Origin of the sequence: Pseudomonas sp. JAI120 (genome assembly GCF_014207255.1) — a bacterium.
GTDB lineage: Bacteria > Pseudomonadota > Gammaproteobacteria > Pseudomonadales > Pseudomonadaceae > Aquipseudomonas.
Map to the genome: position 1 here is coordinate 76,119 of NZ_JACHCZ010000011.1, position 15,436 is coordinate 91,554.

Below are 15,436 nucleotides of genomic sequence, written 5' to 3' on the forward strand. Positions count from 1 at the left end.
CTATCGGGAGCAAGCCCCCTCCCACATGTTTGACCGCGTCAGGCCTGTTCCAGCTGCGCCAATCGTTCTTCCAGAGCTGCAATTCGCGCTTCAAGCTCTTCGATACGATCCAGCGAGACTGCGCCGGCAGAGCGTTCCACCGGGCTTCCCCGCGCGGCGATAATCACCTCGATGTCCGCCGGATCGCCCAGCGCATGGGTATAGCGATCTTCCCGCTGCCCCGCCTGGCGCGGCACCAGCAGCGCCAGCCCGCGGGCAATCAGGCGCTCCAACTGGTGCACCACCTGTTCGGCATCTTCGAAGTCATGCATGCGCCCGCTGCGGGTCAGCAGCTCGTTGACCGTCTGTGGCCCACGCAAGAACAGCAGCCCGGTCAGGATCACCTGGGCCGGCACCAGTTCCAGTGCCTTGTCCACGCGATGCTCCCAGCGGTCGGCGCGGCTGCCCATTACCAGGCGCGTGAAGCCTTGGCCTTCCAGTGCACGCAGACTCTGGCCAACCTGGCCCTGGCTCAGGTTCATCACCGGTTCACGGCTGGTCTTCTGGTTGCAGGCCAGCACCAGGGCGTTGAGGGTCAGGGGGTAGGTTTCCGGGTTGGTCGCCTGTTTTTCGATCAGGCAACCCAGGACGCGAATTTCCGTGCTGTTCAGGCGCGGCTCAGGGGTGTCGGTGTCGTGCTCGGCGGTCATCGCGCTTTCCCTATGCTGTGAACGCACTAGCGTAAGCCGGAAAAAATAAAAGACAAGCGCCTGGCGTGTCTATAATCGCCGCTGGTTCCAACCCTGCCATTACCCATGAGACTGCCATGACTATTTCCCTGTACGCCGCCTCCATCCCCGTCTTCAAGCAAATGCTCACCGCCCTGAGCGATGTGCTGAACAAAGCCGAAGCCCACGCCACCGCCAAAAACATCGAACCCAACGCCTTGCTGCAAGCGCGGCTGTTCCCGGACATGTTCCAACTGGTGCGCCAGGTGCAGATCGCCGTCGACTTCGCCAAGGGCGTTTCCGCACGCCTGGCTGAGATCGAAGTACCGAAATACGAAGATACCGAAGTCACCTTCGCCGACCTGCAAGCGCTGATCGCCAAGGTGCTGGCGTTTGTCGACACCATCAAGCCCGAGCAAGTCGACGGCAAGGAAGGCATCGAGATCATCACCCGCCCAGGCACGCCGAAAGAGAAGCGCTTCAGCGGCCAGTCCTACCTGCTGACCTACGGCCTGCCGCAGTTCTTCTTCCACGTCACCACCGCGTACGCCTTGCTGCGTCACAACGGCGTGGAAGTGGGCAAGCGTGACTACATGGGCGCTTTCTAAGCAGCCAAAAAAAGCCCGGGGTGGTTCAGGAATGAACCGCCCCGGGCTTTTTTACGCCTGGCGTTTAAGCCGTCTGTTCTTCCTTGCCCAGGCACGCGGCCGCCGTAAATAGCACATCGGTGGACGAATTGAGCGCGGTTTCCGCCGAATCCTGCAGCACGCCGATGATGAAGCCTACGGCCACCACCTGCATGGCGATCTCGCTGGGAATGCCGAACAGGCTGCACGCCAGCGGAATCAGCAGCAGTGAGCCGCCGGCCACACCCGACGCGCCACAGGCGCAGATGGCCGCGACCACGCTGAGCAGCACGGCGGTTGGCAGGTCCACGGCAATGCCGAGGGTGTGCACGGCCGCCAGGGTCAACACGGTGATGGTGATCGCGGCACCGGCCATATTGATCGTGGCCCCCAGCGGAATCGACACCGAGTAGGTGTCTTCATGCAGGCCCAGGCGTTTGCTCAAGGCCAGGTTCACCGGGATATTCGCCGCCGAACTGCGGGTGAAAAACGCGGTGATGCCGCTTTCGCGCAGGCACATCAACACCAGCGGGTAGGGGTTGCGACGCAGTTTCCAGAACACGATGGCCGGGTTGACCACCAGTGCTACGAACAGCATGCAGCCGATCAGCACCACCAGCAGGTGGGCGTAGCCGAGCAGGGCGCCGAAGCCCGAGGTGGCGAGTGTCGAAGCCACCAGGCCGAAGATACCCAGCGGGGCGAAGCGGATCACCACACGCACGATCAGGGTTACACCGTTGGACAGGTCGTCGAGCACCGCGCGGGTGGTTGCTCCGGCATGACGTATGGCAATGCCCATGCCGATGGCCCAGGCCAGGATGCCGATGAAGTTGGCGTTCATCAGCGCGCTGACGGGGTTGTCCACCACGCTCAACAGCAGGCTTTGCAAGACCTCGCCGATGCCGCCGGGGGCGCTCACGGTGGCGTCATGGGAGGCGAGCACCAGCGATGAGGGAAACCACATGCTGGCAATCACCGCCACCACGGCGGCGGCAAAAGTGCCCAGCAGGTACAGGAACAGAATCGGCTTGATATGGGTTTCCTGGCCGTGTTTATGGTTGGCGATCGACGCCATCACCAGCACAAATACCAGGATCGGCGCCACGGCCTTGAGCGCGGTAACAAATACCTTGCCGATAAACCCGGAGGCCTTGGCCGCCTCGGGCAATAGCAGGGCCAGCAGGATGCCGGCGATCAAGCCGATGACGATTTGCGTGACCAGGCTGAGGCGGGCCAGGCGTTGGAAAAGAGAAGGGGCAGCAGTCATATGAAGGTTGTCTCTAGTTTTTTTAAAGGGCGCAGCAATGCAGGCGGAAAGGGCTGTAGGAAGCAGGTCGCGAAGTCTAGCATGCTGCTGGACCTGTCCCGGCCGCTGCGGCATTGGGTCGCCGGGGCTTCGCAAAAGCCAGACATACTCTGTTAAGATTCGTCCCTCTCACCTTTCCTTTCTGTCAGCGGGCCCTTCGGGCTGCCGTTGATGTCGTCGTTTCTGGAGTTTTCATGCTGTTTCCCATCCTGCTGCTGTCGGCCGCCGGCTTTACCGTGCTGACCACAGAGTTCGTTATCGTCGGCCTGTTGCCTTCCATTGCCCGGGACCTCAACGTCAGCGTGTCCCAGGCTGGCCTGCTGGTCACCTTGTTCGCGTTTACCGTCGCGGCCTTTGGCCCGTTTCTGACCGCGTACTGCGCCCGTTTCCCACGCAAGCGTCTGTTTATCAGCATCCTGATCCTGTTCGGCGTGGCCAATACCGTGGCCGCATTGGCGCCGAACATTTGGGTGATGGCGTTGGCGCGCTTGATCCCGGCCCTGGGCCTGCCGGTTTTTTGGGCTCTGGCCAGTGAAACGGCGGTGGATATCGTCGGCCCCGAATACGCCGGGCGCGCCATCGAGAAGATCGGCTTCGGCATCGTCTGCGCCACGGTGTTCGGGATTCCGGTGGGAACGCTGATTGCCGATATGTCCGGCTGGCGCTCCGCGTTTGCCATCCTCGCCGTGGTCGCGTTGGCCAAGGCCTTGCTGCTGTTTATCTATTTGCCCGTGACCCAGCCGAAGAACGACCAGGTGTCGTTGCGCTCGCAGTTCAAGATCCTGCGCAACCCGCTGATGCAGGGCCATATCCTGCTGTCGATCCTGGTGTTCAGCGGCATGTTTACGGCTTATACCTACCTGGCGGACATCCTTGAGCGCCTGGCCGGTTTCGACGGCACGCTGGTGGGTTGGTGCCTGATGGGCTTCGGCGCGGTCGGGCTGATCGGCAACTCCCTGGGCGGGCGTGCGGTGGACCGTCACCCGCTGATCGCTTCCATGGTGTTCTGCGGTTTCATGATCGCCGGCATGGTCGCGCTGGTGCCGGCGATTCACTCCACGGTCGGCCTGGCGGCGGCGATGGCGGTGTGGGGCGTGACCCAGGCGGCGATGTTCCTGGTCAGCCATGTGCGGTTGATGAAGGCCGCACCCCATGCGCCGGCATTCGCGGCGTCGTTGAATATCGCCGGGGCCAACCTGGGGATCGGCCTGGGGGCGATGGTCGGCGGTCATGTGATCGACACACTCGGCCTGGGCAGCCTGGGTTTTGCCGCTTCCGGGTTTATCCTAGTGTCGATCCTGCTGGCGCTGTGGCTGATGACCGCCAGGCAAGCGGTCGCGTCCAACGCCTGAACGCTCAGGGCAGGGCGGTAAACAACTCTCGCCGTGCACCTTCGGTAATTGCCACGATGCCGGGGTGCTTGACCTTGCGCTCCACCGAGATCGCGTAGAACGACTCGGTGACGGCATCGGTCTGGCCAATCAACGCCACGCCGTACTGGCGCACCACCTCATCGGCGATCACGCTGGGCGCGATGAAGATCCCGCTGCCGGATTGGCCGAAGGCCTGCATCAAGGCGCTGTCATCGAACTCGCCGATGATCCTGGGCTGGATCTGCTGCTCGGCAAACCAACGCTGCAGGCGGCTGCGCACCACGGTTTCCGCGCCGGGGATCAACAAGGGCGCGCCGTGCAGGCACTTTGGGAAATCTCCGGCGTACCTGTCAGCCAATGCCTGGGTGGCGAAAAAACTGATGCCACATTCCCCCAGTTTCTGGCTGTAGCCCTTGATATCCAGGTGCGAGGGCATGGGGCTGTCGGAGATCACCAGGTCCAGGCGCTGGATCGCGAGGTCGGCCAATAAACGCTCCAATTTGTCTTCACGACAGGTAATGCGCAGGGGCTCGCTCAGTTCCATGGTTGGCGCGATCAGCCGGTACACGATGGACTTGGGCACCACATCCGCCACTCCGACCCGAAACAGGATCTGTTGCTCATTGGGCTGCGCGCGCAGCATCGCCTCCAGTTCATTGCCGGTCTGGAACATCTGTTCGGCATAGGGCAGGGCCTGGCGCCCGGCTTCGGTGAGTTCAAGCTGGCGGCCTACCCGTTGAAACAACGCAATCCCGTAGGTTTGCTCCAGCAGGCTGATCTGCCCGCTGATGGTCTGGGGCGTGAGGTTCAGTTGCTCGCAGGCGCGCACGATGCTGCCGGTCTTGGCCACTACCCAGAAGTAATGCAACTGTCGGTAATTGAGCATGATGATCGTCACTTCGTAAAAATCGAAGTATACGCGAGAAAAATACGAATTTTACTGAACTGTTCGCCTGCATAGAATGCCTCGCTATCGCGGGGCCACTATTTGGACCCAATGGTTCTAATGAGGAAGACATCATGAAACTCAGTTCCCTGGGCGCGGCATCGTTACTTGCGCTTTCATTGGTGATGATCAGTGGTTGCGATCAGGTCGAAAAAAGCGCGCAACAAGTCATGGGCAAGGCCACCGAGTCGGCCAAGCAAGCCATCGATGACACCCAGAAAGCTGCCGAGCAGGCATTGAGCGAAGCGACAAACGGCCTGATCAATCCACAAAAAAAGGATGATCAGGAACAAAACGAGTCTGAATCGAACACCAAAGAAACCTAATCTCCCCGCACAACGTCAGGACTGACCTATGGATTACCTTTTACAACTGGCCGCCAGCCCCACCGCCTGGATCGCCCTGGCCACCTTGATCGTGATGGAAATCGTGCTGGGCATCGATAACCTGATCTTTATCTCGATCCTCACCAACAAATTGCCCGAGAAGCATCGGGCCAAGGCGCGACGCATCGGTATCAGCATGGCGTTGGTGTTGCGCCTGGGCCTGTTGAGTACCATTGCGTTTATCGTGCAATTGACTACGCCGGTGTTCGAAGTGCTCGGCCAGGCGTTCTCGTGGAAGGACATGATCCTGATCGCCGGTGGCCTGTTCCTGGTCTGGAAGGCCACCACCGAGATCCATCACAGCATGGACCCGGAGCCTGAAGAGAAGACCAGCACCGGCAATGTTGTGGCCATTGGCTTTGCTGCTGCCATCGGGCAGATCCTGTTGCTTGACCTGGTGTTCTCCATCGACAGCATCATTACCGCCGTGGGCATGACCGAGCACTTGCCGATCATGATCATCGCCGTGGTGACCTCGGTGATCGTGATGCTGGTGGCGGCTGAGCCGTTGGCCAAGTTCATCAACGACAACCCGACCGTGGTGATGCTGGCCCTGGGCTTCCTGATCATGATCGGCATGACGCTGATCGCCGAAGGTTTCGGTGCCCATGTGCCTAAAGGCTACGTGTACGCGGCCATGGCGTTCTCGGCGGCCATCGAGTGCCTGAACATCGCCCGGCGCAATCGCCACAAGCGTCTGCTCGCTGCCCGGCAGTAACGCTGCAACCCAAAAGGCCGGCTGTGCTCACAAGAGCCCAGCCGGCCTTTTGCTGTCTGTTAGAATCCGCCCACTTGATAGCTTGAGGTCCACCATGAACGAGCCGATTCGCCTTACCCAGTACAGCCATGGCGCGGGTTGTGGCTGCAAGATTTCGCCCCAGGTGCTGGAAGTGATCCTGGCTGGCAGCGGCGCGCAGAACCTCGACCCCAACCTGTGGGTGGGCAACGCCTCTCGCGATGACGCGGCGGTGTACGCCATCGACGACGAGCGCGGCGTAGTCTCCACCACTGACTTTTTCATGCCGATTGTCGATGACCCCTTCGACTTCGGCCGCATCGCCGCCACCAACGCCATCAGTGACATCTACGCCATGGGCGGCGACCCGTTGATGGCCATCGCCATTCTTGGCTGGCCGGTGAACGTGCTGGCGCCGGAGATCGCCCGTGAAGTGATCCGTGGCGGCCGCTCGGTGTGCGATGAAGCCGGCATTCCCCTGGCGGGCGGGCACTCCATTGACGCTCCCGAGCCGATTTTCGGCCTGGCCGTCACCGGCATCGTGCAAAAACGTCATATGAAGCGCAACGACACCGCCACCGTAGGCTGCCGCCTCTACCTGACCAAACCGTTGGGCATCGGCATCCTCACCACCGCCGAAAAGAAGGGCAAGTTGCGTGAGGCGGATATCGGCCTGGCCCGTGACTGGATGTGCACCCTCAACAAACCCGGCAGCCGTTTCGGCAAGCTGGCCGGTGTGACGGCAATGACGGATGTCACCGGTTTCGGTCTGTTGGGCCACCTGGTGGAGATGGCGGACGGCAGCGCTGTGACCGCACGCATCGAATACGACAAAGTCCCACGCCTGCCGGGGATCGAAGACTACCTGGACCAGGGCTGCATGCCGGGCGGCACCTTGCGCAACTTCGACAGCTACTCGAGCAAACTTGGGCGCCTGCAGGAATTGCACAAACGCGTGCTGTGCGACCCGCAGACCAGCGGTGGCCTGCTGATCGCCGTGACCCCGGAAGGCGACGCAGAATTCCACGCGGTCGCCGCCGAGCTGGGCCTGAACCTTGAGCCCATCGGAGAACTGGTTGAGCGACAGACCCACGCGGTAGAGGTGTTTTGATGGCAACTGACATCACCGATTACCGCGACATTTTCCTCAACGACCGGCCGATGATGGACACCCGTGCACCGGTCGAATTCGCCAAGGGCGCGTTCCCAGGCGTGATCAACCTGCCGTTGATGACCGATGACGAGCGTCAACGCGTCGGCACCTGCTACAAGCAGCAGGGCCAGCAAGCCGCCATTGTGCTGGGGCATGAGCTGGTGTCGGGGGCGATCAAGGCTGAACGTATCGAACAATGGGCGCGGTTTGCTCAGGCCAATCCCGATGGTTTCTTGTACTGCTTCCGTGGCGGGCTGCGTTCGCAGATCGTGCAGCAATGGTTGAAGACCGAAGCCGGTATCGAGTACCCACGGGTCGGCGGTGGCTACAAGGCCATGCGGACCTTCCTGCTGGAGACCCTTGATCAGGCGGCAGCCCAATGTGATTTCGTGCTGCTGGGTGGCATGACCGGCACCGGCAAGACCGAGGTGCTGGGCCAGTTGCGCAACGCCCTGGACCTGGAAGGCCATGCCAACCATCGCGGTTCCAGCTTCGGCAAGCGCGCCACGGTGCAACCTTCCAACATCGACTTCGAAAACCGCCTGGCGGTGGACCTGCTGAAAAAACGCGCGGGCGGTATCGAGCAGTTCGTGGTCGAGGATGAAAGCCGCATGATCGGCAGCTGCGCGCTGCCGTTGCCGTTGCACAAGGGCATGCAGACCTTTCCGATGGTATGGCTGGAAGACAGCGTCGAAGGCCGCGTCGAGCGCATCCTGCGCGACTACGTCGTTGACCTGTGCGCGGAGTTCATCGCGGTATTTGGTGAGCAGGGCCAGGCGTTGTTTGCCGAACGCTTGACCCAGAGCCTGGCCAATATCCACAAGCGCCTGGGCGGCGAGCGCTTCCAGCGGTTGCAGGCGATCATGCAGGATGCCCTGGCGGAACAGTTGCGCAGCGGCGCCGTGGACCTGCATCGCGCCTGGATTGAAGGGCTGTTGCGCGAGTATTACGACCCGATGTACGCCTTCCAGCGTGAAAGCAAAGGCGCACGGATCGAGTTTGCGGGAGAGCAGGGCGCCGTCACGGCCTATCTGCGCGAGCGCGCCCTTAGAGGATAAACGCGCCGATCAACCCGCACACCACGCCTACCAGCATGGTCAGCCCGGCCACCGTCACCAGGACCCGCGCATCGAAATCCTTGCGCAGCATCAACAGCGACGGCAGGCTCACGCTGGGCAGGGTCATCAGCAGGGCCACGGCGGGACCTGTGCCCATGCCGAGGGTCATCATGGTTTGTACGATGGGGATCTCTGCCGCTGTAGGAATTACAAACAGCGTGCCGACAATCGCCAGGGGCACCAGCCATACCAGGCTATTGGTCATGGCGCCGTCCACATGGGGGAACAGCCAGACCCGCGCGGCGCCGAGTACCAGCACCGCCAGGATATAGATCGGTATGGTGCTCCAGAACAGCTGCCACAGGGTACGCAGCCACCGACTGAAGAACGGTTGCGCTTCGACCTGGCTGGCCTCGGCCACGGCGTCCAGTGCGACTTCCGGCACCTGATCCGGCCGCGCGATGCGCTGCGCCACCAGCGACACACCCACCACCAGCACAATGCCCGCCACCAGCCGCAAGGCGGTAAAGCCCCAGCCCAGTACAAAGCCCATGAACACCAGCGTCGCCGGGTTCAGCACCGGGTTGGCAATCCAGAAGGCCAGTGCCGCACCCACCGACACTTGCTGGCGGCGCATGCCCGCCGCGACGGGGGCCGCGCAGCAGCTGCACATCATCCCCGGCAAGGCGAACAGCCCGCCGCGCAAGGTCGAGCCCAGCCCGGCACGGCCAAACAGGCGCAGCAACCAGTCGCGGGGGATCAGCACTTGCAGCAACGAGCCGAGAATCACCGCCAGTACGGCGGCTTTCCAGATCGCCAGGAAATACACCTGGGCATAGGCCAGCGCCGCTGCCAGGGGCGAGCTTTGCTGATCATTGAGGATTGAGGCGCCGATGCTGTGGTTGTCAGCGGCGACAAACGCCTTGAGGTAGTAGGGCGACCATTTCACGTAGTAGAGGCCGACGCAGGCCACTAACAGGAATAACGTAGGTTTCCACCAGAACGACCAGCCCCGGTTGGGCTGGGTGGAGGCGAGGTTGGGCATGGGTGATAGTCCGCTGATGAGTCAATAGCGACGCATCATACGCTCTCAGCTATCGGCACTCACCTGTGTGGGTTGCGGGCAGGTTTCTTCACCGTCGTTCAAGCCCTGCTTGTAGTTTCGGCTAAGCAGTGAGGCTTTGCCGTTGTGCCAGGTCAGCGTGAGTACGTACAGCGTGTCGTAGTCGCTGCCGGACCAGTCGTCGGTAATCGTGTGTTTTTCGCCGGAAGCTTCACTCGCCACCTTGTTGATCAGCTCCGGCAGGTAGCCGTGGGACCAGGCGGTGTAGATGGTAGCGTTGTGATATTTATCTTCCACCAACTCGTCGGCCAGGTCGCTGGTGTCATTGGCCGAGAACTTGATGTTCACCGGCAGGCCCAGTTTGATGGCACTAGGGCTGATGGTCATCAGTGGGCGGATATAACTGTAGGAATTGTCCAGCTCACCTTCCTCGACGTTGCGGGTCGGGTTGGCGGCAAACACGAAGTTGGCCTTGCCGAATTTTTCCGGCAGCAGGGTGGCCAGGTTCATTGCTCGGTTCAAACCCTGGCAATTGAGTTGGCCCAGGCCGCCGGCAGGTTTTTCGGCGTGGCGCAGGAATACCAGGGTTTGTACGCCATCTACCGGTTGGGCGCGGCTTTCGCGGGCATCCAGGGCGGCAACCATGGCGCCGCTTACCAGCAGCAGGGGCAACATGATGTAGGCGTAGTGTTTCAGTCGTTGCACAAGGCGCAGAGGCTTGATCTTCATTATAGGTTCGAGTCTTCGTGCGTCACGTTAAGGCGGACAAGCCTGGCCCCAGTGACGCCTGGGGGCGTCCTGCGGTGTTCCTTGTCGGTATAGCGAGGCGCCTCCATTCACCGTTTGGGCGCACTTAAGAGTGCGCTCGGGCGTATTGGTTCGCCCACGCGGGATAATAGCCGGCTGATGTTGCGTATTGATGACCCATGCAGGACACCGCTCAGATGACTATCATGGGCACTTTCTGCCTCAGGGATCATCTCGATGAACTCAATCGCCGCCTTCCCGATCAACAGTAAATGGCCCGCCCTGCATCCGGAGCGCCTGCAACTGTACTCGCTGCCCACGCCCAACGGGGTAAAAGTCTCGATCATGCTCGAAGAACTGGGCCTGCCTTATGAGGCGCACAAGGTCAGTTTCGAGACCCAGGACCAGTTTTCCCCCGAGTTCCTGTCCCTGAATCCCAACAACAAAATCCCCGCGATCATCGACCCCGACGGCCCGGCCGGCCAGCCGCTGGCACTGTTCGAGTCCGGCGCGATCCTGATCTACCTGGCAGAAAAAACCAGCCAGTTGCTCTCCGAAGATCCGGCGACACGTTATGAAACGATTCAATGGCTGATGTTCCAGATGGGCGGCATCGGCCCCATGTTCGGCCAGCTGGGGTTCTTCAATAAATTTGCCGGCAAGGCCTACGAAGACAAACGCCCCCGCGACCGTTATGCCGCCGAATCCCGGCGCTTGCTGGAAGTGCTGGAAAAGCGCCTGCTCGGCCGCACCTGGATCATGGGTGATGACTACAGCATCGCCGACATCGCCACCTTCCCCTGGATTCGCAACCTGATCGGGTTCTATGAATCGGGCGATCTGGTCGGCATTGCCGACTTCCCTAACGTGCTGCGCGCGCTGGACGGCTTCGTCGCCCGGCCGGCGGTTATCCGTGGCCTGAGTATTCCGAACTGACGTATGCCGACTTTCGATTTCAAACAACTGGATGTCTTCAGCAGCGTGTCGCTCAAGGGCAACCCGCTGGCCGTCGTCCTGGGTGCTGACAGCCTCAGCGACCAGCAGATGGCCGACTTTGCCAAGTGGACAAACCTCAGTGAAACCACGTTTTTGCTGACACCGCGCGATCCTCGGGCAGACTACCGGGTGAGGATCTTTACGACCTTGCACGAGTTGCCGTTTGCCGGGCACCCGACGCTGGGCAGTTGCCATGCGTGGCTCAAGGCTGGAGGCCTGCCGAAAGGCGAGGAGATTATCCAGGAATGTGAAATCGGCCTGGTGCGTATTCGTCGTCAAGGCCATGAGCTGGCGTTTATTGCGCCGCCGTTGATGCGCTCCGGCGCTGTGGACTCCGCGCTGTTGGAGCGTGTTCGCCTCGGACTGGGCCTGGCGCCGGGGGCTATCGTGCGCAGCCAGTGGGTCGACAATGGCGCGGGGTGGCTCGCGTTGATGCTGGCTGAGCGTGATCAAGTCCTGGCTTTGCAGCCGGACTATTCGCAACTGCTGGGACTGGCCGTCGGCGTGATTGCACCTTGCAACCCTGCTCGCGACGATGTGGACGCGCAGTTTGAGGTGCGTGCTTTTGTCGCGGGCGACGGGGCCCAGGAAGACCCGGCCACCGGCAGCCTGAATGCCGGCGTCGCGCAATGGCTGCTCAGCGAAGGACTCGCGCCGGAGTGCTACGTGGTCAGCCAGGGCACGGCCATGGGGCGTGCGGGGCGTATTCGCGTCGAGCGCCAGGGCGATGAAATCTGGGTCGGCGGCGCCGTCGCGGTGTGCATCGAAGGGCGTCTACAGCTTTAGATCAATACATTATTACGGCCCCCGCAATACACTGTTGGCCCCTTGGCGTTTGTACTGCCGGGGCCTTGGGGCATAAGCTTTCGCCCCAAAGATTTTCAGCCACTTTTTCAGGACAGCCATGACCAGCCAGTTCCCCCAAGCCCGCCCCCGTCGCCTGCGCCGCTCCCCGGAGCTGCGTGGCTTGTTCCAGGAAACCGAGTTCACCCTCAATGACTTGGTGCTGCCGATTTTCGTCGAAGAAGAAATCGATGACTTCGTGCCGATCACCAGCATGCCCGGCGTGCAACGCATCCCGGAAAAGAAGCTGGCTGCTGAGATCGAGCGCTATGCCCGTGCCGGTATCAAGTCGGTGATGACCTTCGGCGTGTCCCACCACCTGGACGCCAGCGGCAGCGACACCTGGAAAGAACACGGCCTGGTCTCGCGGATGTCCTCGATCATCAAGAACGCGGTGCCGGAAATGGTCGTGATGTCCGACACCTGCTTCTGCGAATACACCGACCACGGCCATTGCGGGGTGATGCACGGTGCCCACGTCGACAACGACGCGACCCTGGTCAACCTCGGCAAGCAAGCCGTTGCTGCCGCCCGCGCCGGAGCCGACGTGATCGCCCCTTCGGCTGCCATGGACGGTCAGGTCCAAGCCATCCGCCGCGCGTTGGATGAAGCCGGCTTCACCCATATCCCGATCATGGCCTACTCGACCAAATTCGCCTCGGCCCTCTACGGCCCATTCCGCGAAGCCGGCGGCAGCGCGCTCAAGGGCGACCGCAAAAGCTACCAGATGAACCCGATGAACCGCCGCGAAGCCGTGCGCGAATCGCTGCTGGACGAACAGGAAGGCGCGGACGCACTGATGGTCAAGCCGGCCGGTGCCTACCTCGACATCATCCGCGACATCCGCGAAGCCTCGCGCCTGCCAGTGGCGGCGTACCAGGTCAGCGGCGAATACGCGATGATCAAGTTCGGCGCCCAGGCGGGGGCGATTGATGAGGATCGGGTCGTGCGTGAGACGTTGGGGTCGATCAAGCGTGCGGGGGCAGATTTGATCTTCACCTACTTCGCGATGGACTTGGCGTTGGCTGGGATCTAAGGGCAGTGCAAACCCTGTGGTGAGCGACTTGCTCGCGTGGGGCTGCGTAGCAGCCCCACGCCCACGATCGACCTTAAATACTTCATCTCCCTGACTAACTGCATTCTGTGAAGTTTGAATTGTGTGATTGGATGAAGGGGGGCAATCGCTGGTCTGAATTTTATATATTTTTCCTGGCTTTTGAATAGAAGGCTGCGGTGGATTGAAAGTTTAGGTTGAAGTTTTATTTGAGTAGTCCGTGCAGGCGGTGATTGGGTTTCCGTCTATATCTAGTATTGCTGTTGCTTTTCTTTGTGTTCCATATTCAAATGTGTCTTTTTTATAGCCCTCTCCGATTGATTTTCGCTGGTTGAGTTTTTTTGTATATGTAATGAACGGCTGTAGAGTAAGTGAATTTATGCTCAAGCATTTGTTGGGTGAAGAAGGATGTCAGTTGCTATCACTTCAACAAAACTGAGCTCGCCGGTGATTGGCTTGTCAATTTCAATCAAAATTACTGAGTCGCCGATTTTTAGTATTGAGCAACTTTGGTCTGCATCTTGGATAAGCTCGCCGATAATTTTATGAGCCCCGTTTGCAGAAGTTATCTCTGGTGTTTTTACGGATGAGGACATGATGTTTTGTCCCCATGAAAATATTTCATCGAGTTCTAACTCTACATCCAGAATTTCACCGGTTTTTAACTTGGTCCCGCTCCATAAAGCTGTGGCGCTTCCAAAAGGTGAGTTGAATTTTACTCTCACAGTGCCTTTGTCAGAAAAAATATCAGTTACTTGTATCTTCATTTCACTTCTTCGTCAGGGGAACGCGTACAACAGTATTGTCAACGTTCATGGTGTTGGTTTTTATCTCGAGCGTCCATGTCTCCTCATGATAGTGATGCTTGCTTGGCTTGCTGTTCATTTCATGAGCCCCGTAACGAATACTTCTTTTTGCGTCGCTGGAAACAATTCTGTCGCGGTCGGGCTTCCCAGTTCGTGGGTTGGTGTTTGTGTGAGGGCCAGGTCCTAGAAATTCATCCCATTTCTGAATGGTTTCTTCTGGCTTTACAGGTTTATTGGCAAATGTCTCCTTATGGTAGCCCAGTGTAGGTGGAGAGTTGGAGCTTGTGGGACTGAGTGGGCTGCCTTCATTAACGTGTGCTTTTCCCGCTGGATCTTCAGCACTGGGGTTCGGCTTGCATTTATCCCCGCCTGGACAAGTACTCAGACCTAACGGATCCACCCACCCCGTAGGATTGGGCACGTACCGGTACGCGTTGATCCCACCCGCCAACTTCACCGGATCAGGCGTCAGGTAGCGACCGACATCCGGATTGTAGTAGCGATGACGGTTGTAGTGCAGCCCGCTTTCCTGATCAAAGTACTGGCCCTGAAAACGCAGCGGGTTGTCGATTTTGCCTTTGTCGAGACGGCTGATCTGGCCGTAGGCGCGGTAGTGGGCGGACCAGACGATTTCGCCGTCGGGGTCGGTCAGTTCCTGCGGCGTGCCGAGGTGGTCGAGTTGGTAGTGGTAGGGCTTGGTGTCTTTTGGGCCGAAGCCTTCCAACAGGACCAGCGGCCTGAAACTGTTCGGTTCGTAGAGATAGCTGCGATGGCGATCCGCATGGTGCTCAGCAATCAGCTTGTCGCCTTGCCAGAAAAACTCCGTGGTTATGCCGTCAACGGTTTTGCTGATGCGCCGCCCAAATGGGTCGTAGCGGTAACTGGCGGTTTGGCCGTTGGGTTGGGTGATGCCGATCAGTCGATGCTGGCAGTCGTAGCGGTATTCGGTGATCAGCGCGTGCCCACGGCCCCGCCGCTCGCGGATGAGGTTGCCGAAGGCGTCATAATCGTACTGACGGTCGCCTTGGATCATCAGGCGGTTGCCGGCGACGATGTCGGGGCCGGGGCGGTCTTGCATGAGCAGGTTGCCGGCCGGGGTGTGACCGAAACGTTCCTGCAGGTCTTGGGAGTGGTCGGCGCGGGTGAGGCGGCCTAGTGGGTCGTAATGGTAGTGGTGTTCGCCTTTGCGGGTGTCGAGCAGGCGGGTGAGGTTGCCGGTTTTGTCGTAGTCGTATTGACGTTGGTAGAGGTGGTCTTGCTGTTGAGTGACTGCATGGGCGTGCAGGCGGTGCTGGTCGTCGTAGTGGTAGTGGCTGAGGAGTTGGCCTTGTTGGCGTTGGTGTTCCTGACCGGCTTTGAACAGGTGTGAGGTCAGCAGCGCGCCGTTTAATTCGACGGTGGCGAGGTGGCCGCCTTTCGCATGATTAAAAACCAGCCGGTTGTTATCGGGCAGGCGCAGGTGTTGAAGCTGGCCGCAGGTGTCGTAGCCATAGTGCAAGGTGCCCCAGCCCTGGTGTTCGGCGGTGAGGCGGTTTTGGCTGTCGTATTCGTAGGCCAGCGCCCAGTGGCCGTCGTCGACGCTGAGGAGGTTGCCTTGGCGGTCGTAGGCGTAATCGACCTTGTTGCCGTCGGGCAG

At 60.2% G+C, this 15,436-nt stretch carries 16 protein-coding genes; 9 read left to right on the forward strand and 7 right to left on the reverse strand.

The window, feature by feature from the left end:
- Window positions 1–38: 38 nt before the first annotated feature.
- Complete coding sequence (locus tag HDC32_RS31695; protein ID WP_065926946.1) at window positions 39–689, reverse strand: YceH family protein; 651 nt, start codon at window positions 687–689, stop codon at window positions 39–41.
- 116 nt (window positions 690–805) lie between these two features.
- Here HDC32_RS31695 and HDC32_RS31700 point away from each other — a divergent pair, with 116 nt between their 5' ends.
- Window positions 806–1,315: a DUF1993 family protein gene (locus HDC32_RS31700; RefSeq protein WP_071483466.1), complete on the forward strand. Its 510-nt coding sequence runs from the start codon at window positions 806–808 to the stop codon at window positions 1,313–1,315.
- Window positions 1,316–1,379: 64 nt separating this feature from the next.
- Here the strand turns inward: HDC32_RS31700 and sstT are convergent, their stop codons facing one another.
- Window positions 1,380–2,600, reverse strand: a complete 1,221-nt coding sequence (gene sstT / locus HDC32_RS31705) for a serine/threonine transporter SstT (RefSeq protein WP_131700009.1) — start codon at window positions 2,598–2,600, stop codon at window positions 1,380–1,382.
- A 233-nt stretch (window positions 2,601–2,833) separates the two neighbouring features.
- Here sstT and HDC32_RS31710 point away from each other — a divergent pair, with 233 nt between their 5' ends.
- Entirely contained in the window at window positions 2,834–3,991 is a 1,158-nt protein-coding gene (locus tag HDC32_RS31710) for an MFS transporter (RefSeq protein WP_184746714.1), read from the forward strand.
- A 4-nt stretch (window positions 3,992–3,995) separates the two neighbouring features.
- Here HDC32_RS31710 and nhaR read toward each other — a convergent pair whose 3' ends face one another.
- Complete coding sequence (gene nhaR, locus HDC32_RS31715; protein ID WP_131700007.1) at window positions 3,996–4,898, reverse strand: transcriptional activator NhaR; 903 nt, start codon at window positions 4,896–4,898, stop codon at window positions 3,996–3,998.
- A gap of 134 nt (window positions 4,899–5,032) precedes the next feature.
- Between nhaR and HDC32_RS31720 the strand changes: the two genes are divergently transcribed.
- From HDC32_RS31720 to mnmH, 4 genes are all read left to right on the forward strand, one after another.
- Window positions 5,033–5,284 carry a hypothetical protein gene (locus HDC32_RS31720; RefSeq protein WP_131700006.1) on the forward strand — a complete coding sequence of 84 codons (252 nt, stop codon included), beginning with the start codon at window positions 5,033–5,035 and terminating at the stop codon, window positions 5,282–5,284.
- A 28-nt stretch (window positions 5,285–5,312) separates the two neighbouring features.
- Window positions 5,313–6,062 (forward strand): TerC family protein, encoded by a 750-nt coding sequence (locus HDC32_RS31725; RefSeq protein WP_065926954.1) that lies wholly within the window; start codon window positions 5,313–5,315, stop codon window positions 6,060–6,062.
- Between the two features lie 94 nt (window positions 6,063–6,156).
- A complete protein-coding gene (gene selD, locus HDC32_RS31730) occupies window positions 6,157–7,191 on the forward strand; it encodes a selenide, water dikinase SelD (protein WP_184746716.1) in 1,035 nt (344 codons plus the stop codon).
- Window positions 7,191–8,291: a tRNA 2-selenouridine(34) synthase MnmH gene (gene mnmH, locus HDC32_RS31735; protein WP_184746718.1), complete on the forward strand. Its 1,101-nt coding sequence runs from the start codon at window positions 7,191–7,193 to the stop codon at window positions 8,289–8,291. The genes selD and mnmH overlap by 1 nt, the downstream gene beginning before the upstream one ends.
- On the opposite strand, the gene HDC32_RS31740 is transcribed toward mnmH, so the two are convergent.
- Window positions 8,281–9,336, reverse strand: coding sequence for a permease (locus tag HDC32_RS31740; protein WP_184746720.1), 1,056 nt, complete (start codon window positions 9,334–9,336; stop codon window positions 8,281–8,283). The genes mnmH and HDC32_RS31740 overlap by 11 nt on opposite strands.
- Before the next feature lie 45 nt (window positions 9,337–9,381).
- A complete protein-coding gene (locus tag HDC32_RS31745) occupies window positions 9,382–10,083 on the reverse strand; it encodes a histidine phosphatase family protein (RefSeq protein ID WP_184746722.1) in 702 nt (233 codons plus the stop codon).
- Between the two features lie 255 nt (window positions 10,084–10,338).
- Here HDC32_RS31745 and HDC32_RS31750 point away from each other — a divergent pair, with 255 nt between their 5' ends.
- The 3 genes from HDC32_RS31750 to hemB all read left to right on the forward strand — a co-directional run bounded on the left by HDC32_RS31750 (window position 10,339) and on the right by hemB (window position 12,976).
- On the forward strand, window positions 10,339–11,037 hold the full coding sequence (locus HDC32_RS31750; protein WP_145337089.1) for a glutathione S-transferase N-terminal domain-containing protein: 699 nt from the start codon (window positions 10,339–10,341) through the stop codon (window positions 11,035–11,037).
- 3 nt (window positions 11,038–11,040) lie between these two features.
- Entirely contained in the window at window positions 11,041–11,883 is an 843-nt protein-coding gene (locus tag HDC32_RS31755; protein WP_145337090.1) for a PhzF family phenazine biosynthesis protein, read from the forward strand.
- Between the two features lie 118 nt (window positions 11,884–12,001).
- A complete protein-coding gene (gene hemB, locus HDC32_RS31760) occupies window positions 12,002–12,976 on the forward strand; it encodes a porphobilinogen synthase (RefSeq protein WP_131699999.1) in 975 nt (324 codons plus the stop codon).
- A gap of 401 nt (window positions 12,977–13,377) precedes the next feature.
- On the opposite strand, the gene HDC32_RS31765 is transcribed toward hemB, so the two are convergent.
- Together HDC32_RS31765 and HDC32_RS31770 are read right to left on the reverse strand one after the other, a co-directional pair.
- Window positions 13,378–13,761 carry a hypothetical protein gene (locus tag HDC32_RS31765; protein WP_184746724.1) on the reverse strand — a complete coding sequence of 128 codons (384 nt, stop codon included), beginning with the start codon at window positions 13,759–13,761 and terminating at the stop codon, window positions 13,378–13,380.
- Window position 13,762: 1 nt separating this feature from the next.
- Window positions 13,763–15,436 (reverse strand): RHS repeat domain-containing protein (locus HDC32_RS31770; RefSeq protein ID WP_184746726.1); only part of this gene is annotated, 1,674 nt, incomplete at its 5' end.

Bases quoted from the DNA above. Each gene is read 5' to 3' on its own strand.
- HDC32_RS31695 (WP_065926946.1), bottom strand. From the start codon at position 689: ATGACCGCCGAGCACGACACCGACACCCCTGAGCCGCGCCTGAACAGC.
- HDC32_RS31700 (WP_071483466.1), top strand. From the start codon at position 806: ATGACTATTTCCCTGTACGCCGCCTCCATCCCCGTCTTCAAGCAAATG.
- sstT (WP_131700009.1), bottom strand. From the start codon at position 2,600: ATGACTGCTGCCCCTTCTCTTTTCCAACGCCTGGCCCGCCTCAGCCTG.
- HDC32_RS31710 (WP_184746714.1), top strand. From the start codon at position 2,834: ATGCTGTTTCCCATCCTGCTGCTGTCGGCCGCCGGCTTTACCGTGCTG.
- nhaR (WP_131700007.1), bottom strand. From the start codon at position 4,898: ATGCTCAATTACCGACAGTTGCATTACTTCTGGGTAGTGGCCAAGACC.
- HDC32_RS31720 (WP_131700006.1), top strand. From the start codon at position 5,033: ATGAAACTCAGTTCCCTGGGCGCGGCATCGTTACTTGCGCTTTCATTG.
- HDC32_RS31725 (WP_065926954.1), top strand. From the start codon at position 5,313: ATGGATTACCTTTTACAACTGGCCGCCAGCCCCACCGCCTGGATCGCC.
- selD (WP_184746716.1), top strand. From the start codon at position 6,157: ATGAACGAGCCGATTCGCCTTACCCAGTACAGCCATGGCGCGGGTTGT.
- mnmH (WP_184746718.1), top strand. From the start codon at position 7,191: ATGGCAACTGACATCACCGATTACCGCGACATTTTCCTCAACGACCGG.
- HDC32_RS31740 (WP_184746720.1), bottom strand. From the start codon at position 9,336: ATGCCCAACCTCGCCTCCACCCAGCCCAACCGGGGCTGGTCGTTCTGG.
- HDC32_RS31745 (WP_184746722.1), bottom strand. From the start codon at position 10,083: ATGAAGATCAAGCCTCTGCGCCTTGTGCAACGACTGAAACACTACGCC.
- HDC32_RS31750 (WP_145337089.1), top strand. From the start codon at position 10,339: ATGAACTCAATCGCCGCCTTCCCGATCAACAGTAAATGGCCCGCCCTG.
- HDC32_RS31755 (WP_145337090.1), top strand. From the start codon at position 11,041: ATGCCGACTTTCGATTTCAAACAACTGGATGTCTTCAGCAGCGTGTCG.
- hemB (WP_131699999.1), top strand. From the start codon at position 12,002: ATGACCAGCCAGTTCCCCCAAGCCCGCCCCCGTCGCCTGCGCCGCTCC.
- HDC32_RS31765 (WP_184746724.1), bottom strand. From the start codon at position 13,761: ATGAAGATACAAGTAACTGATATTTTTTCTGACAAAGGCACTGTGAGA.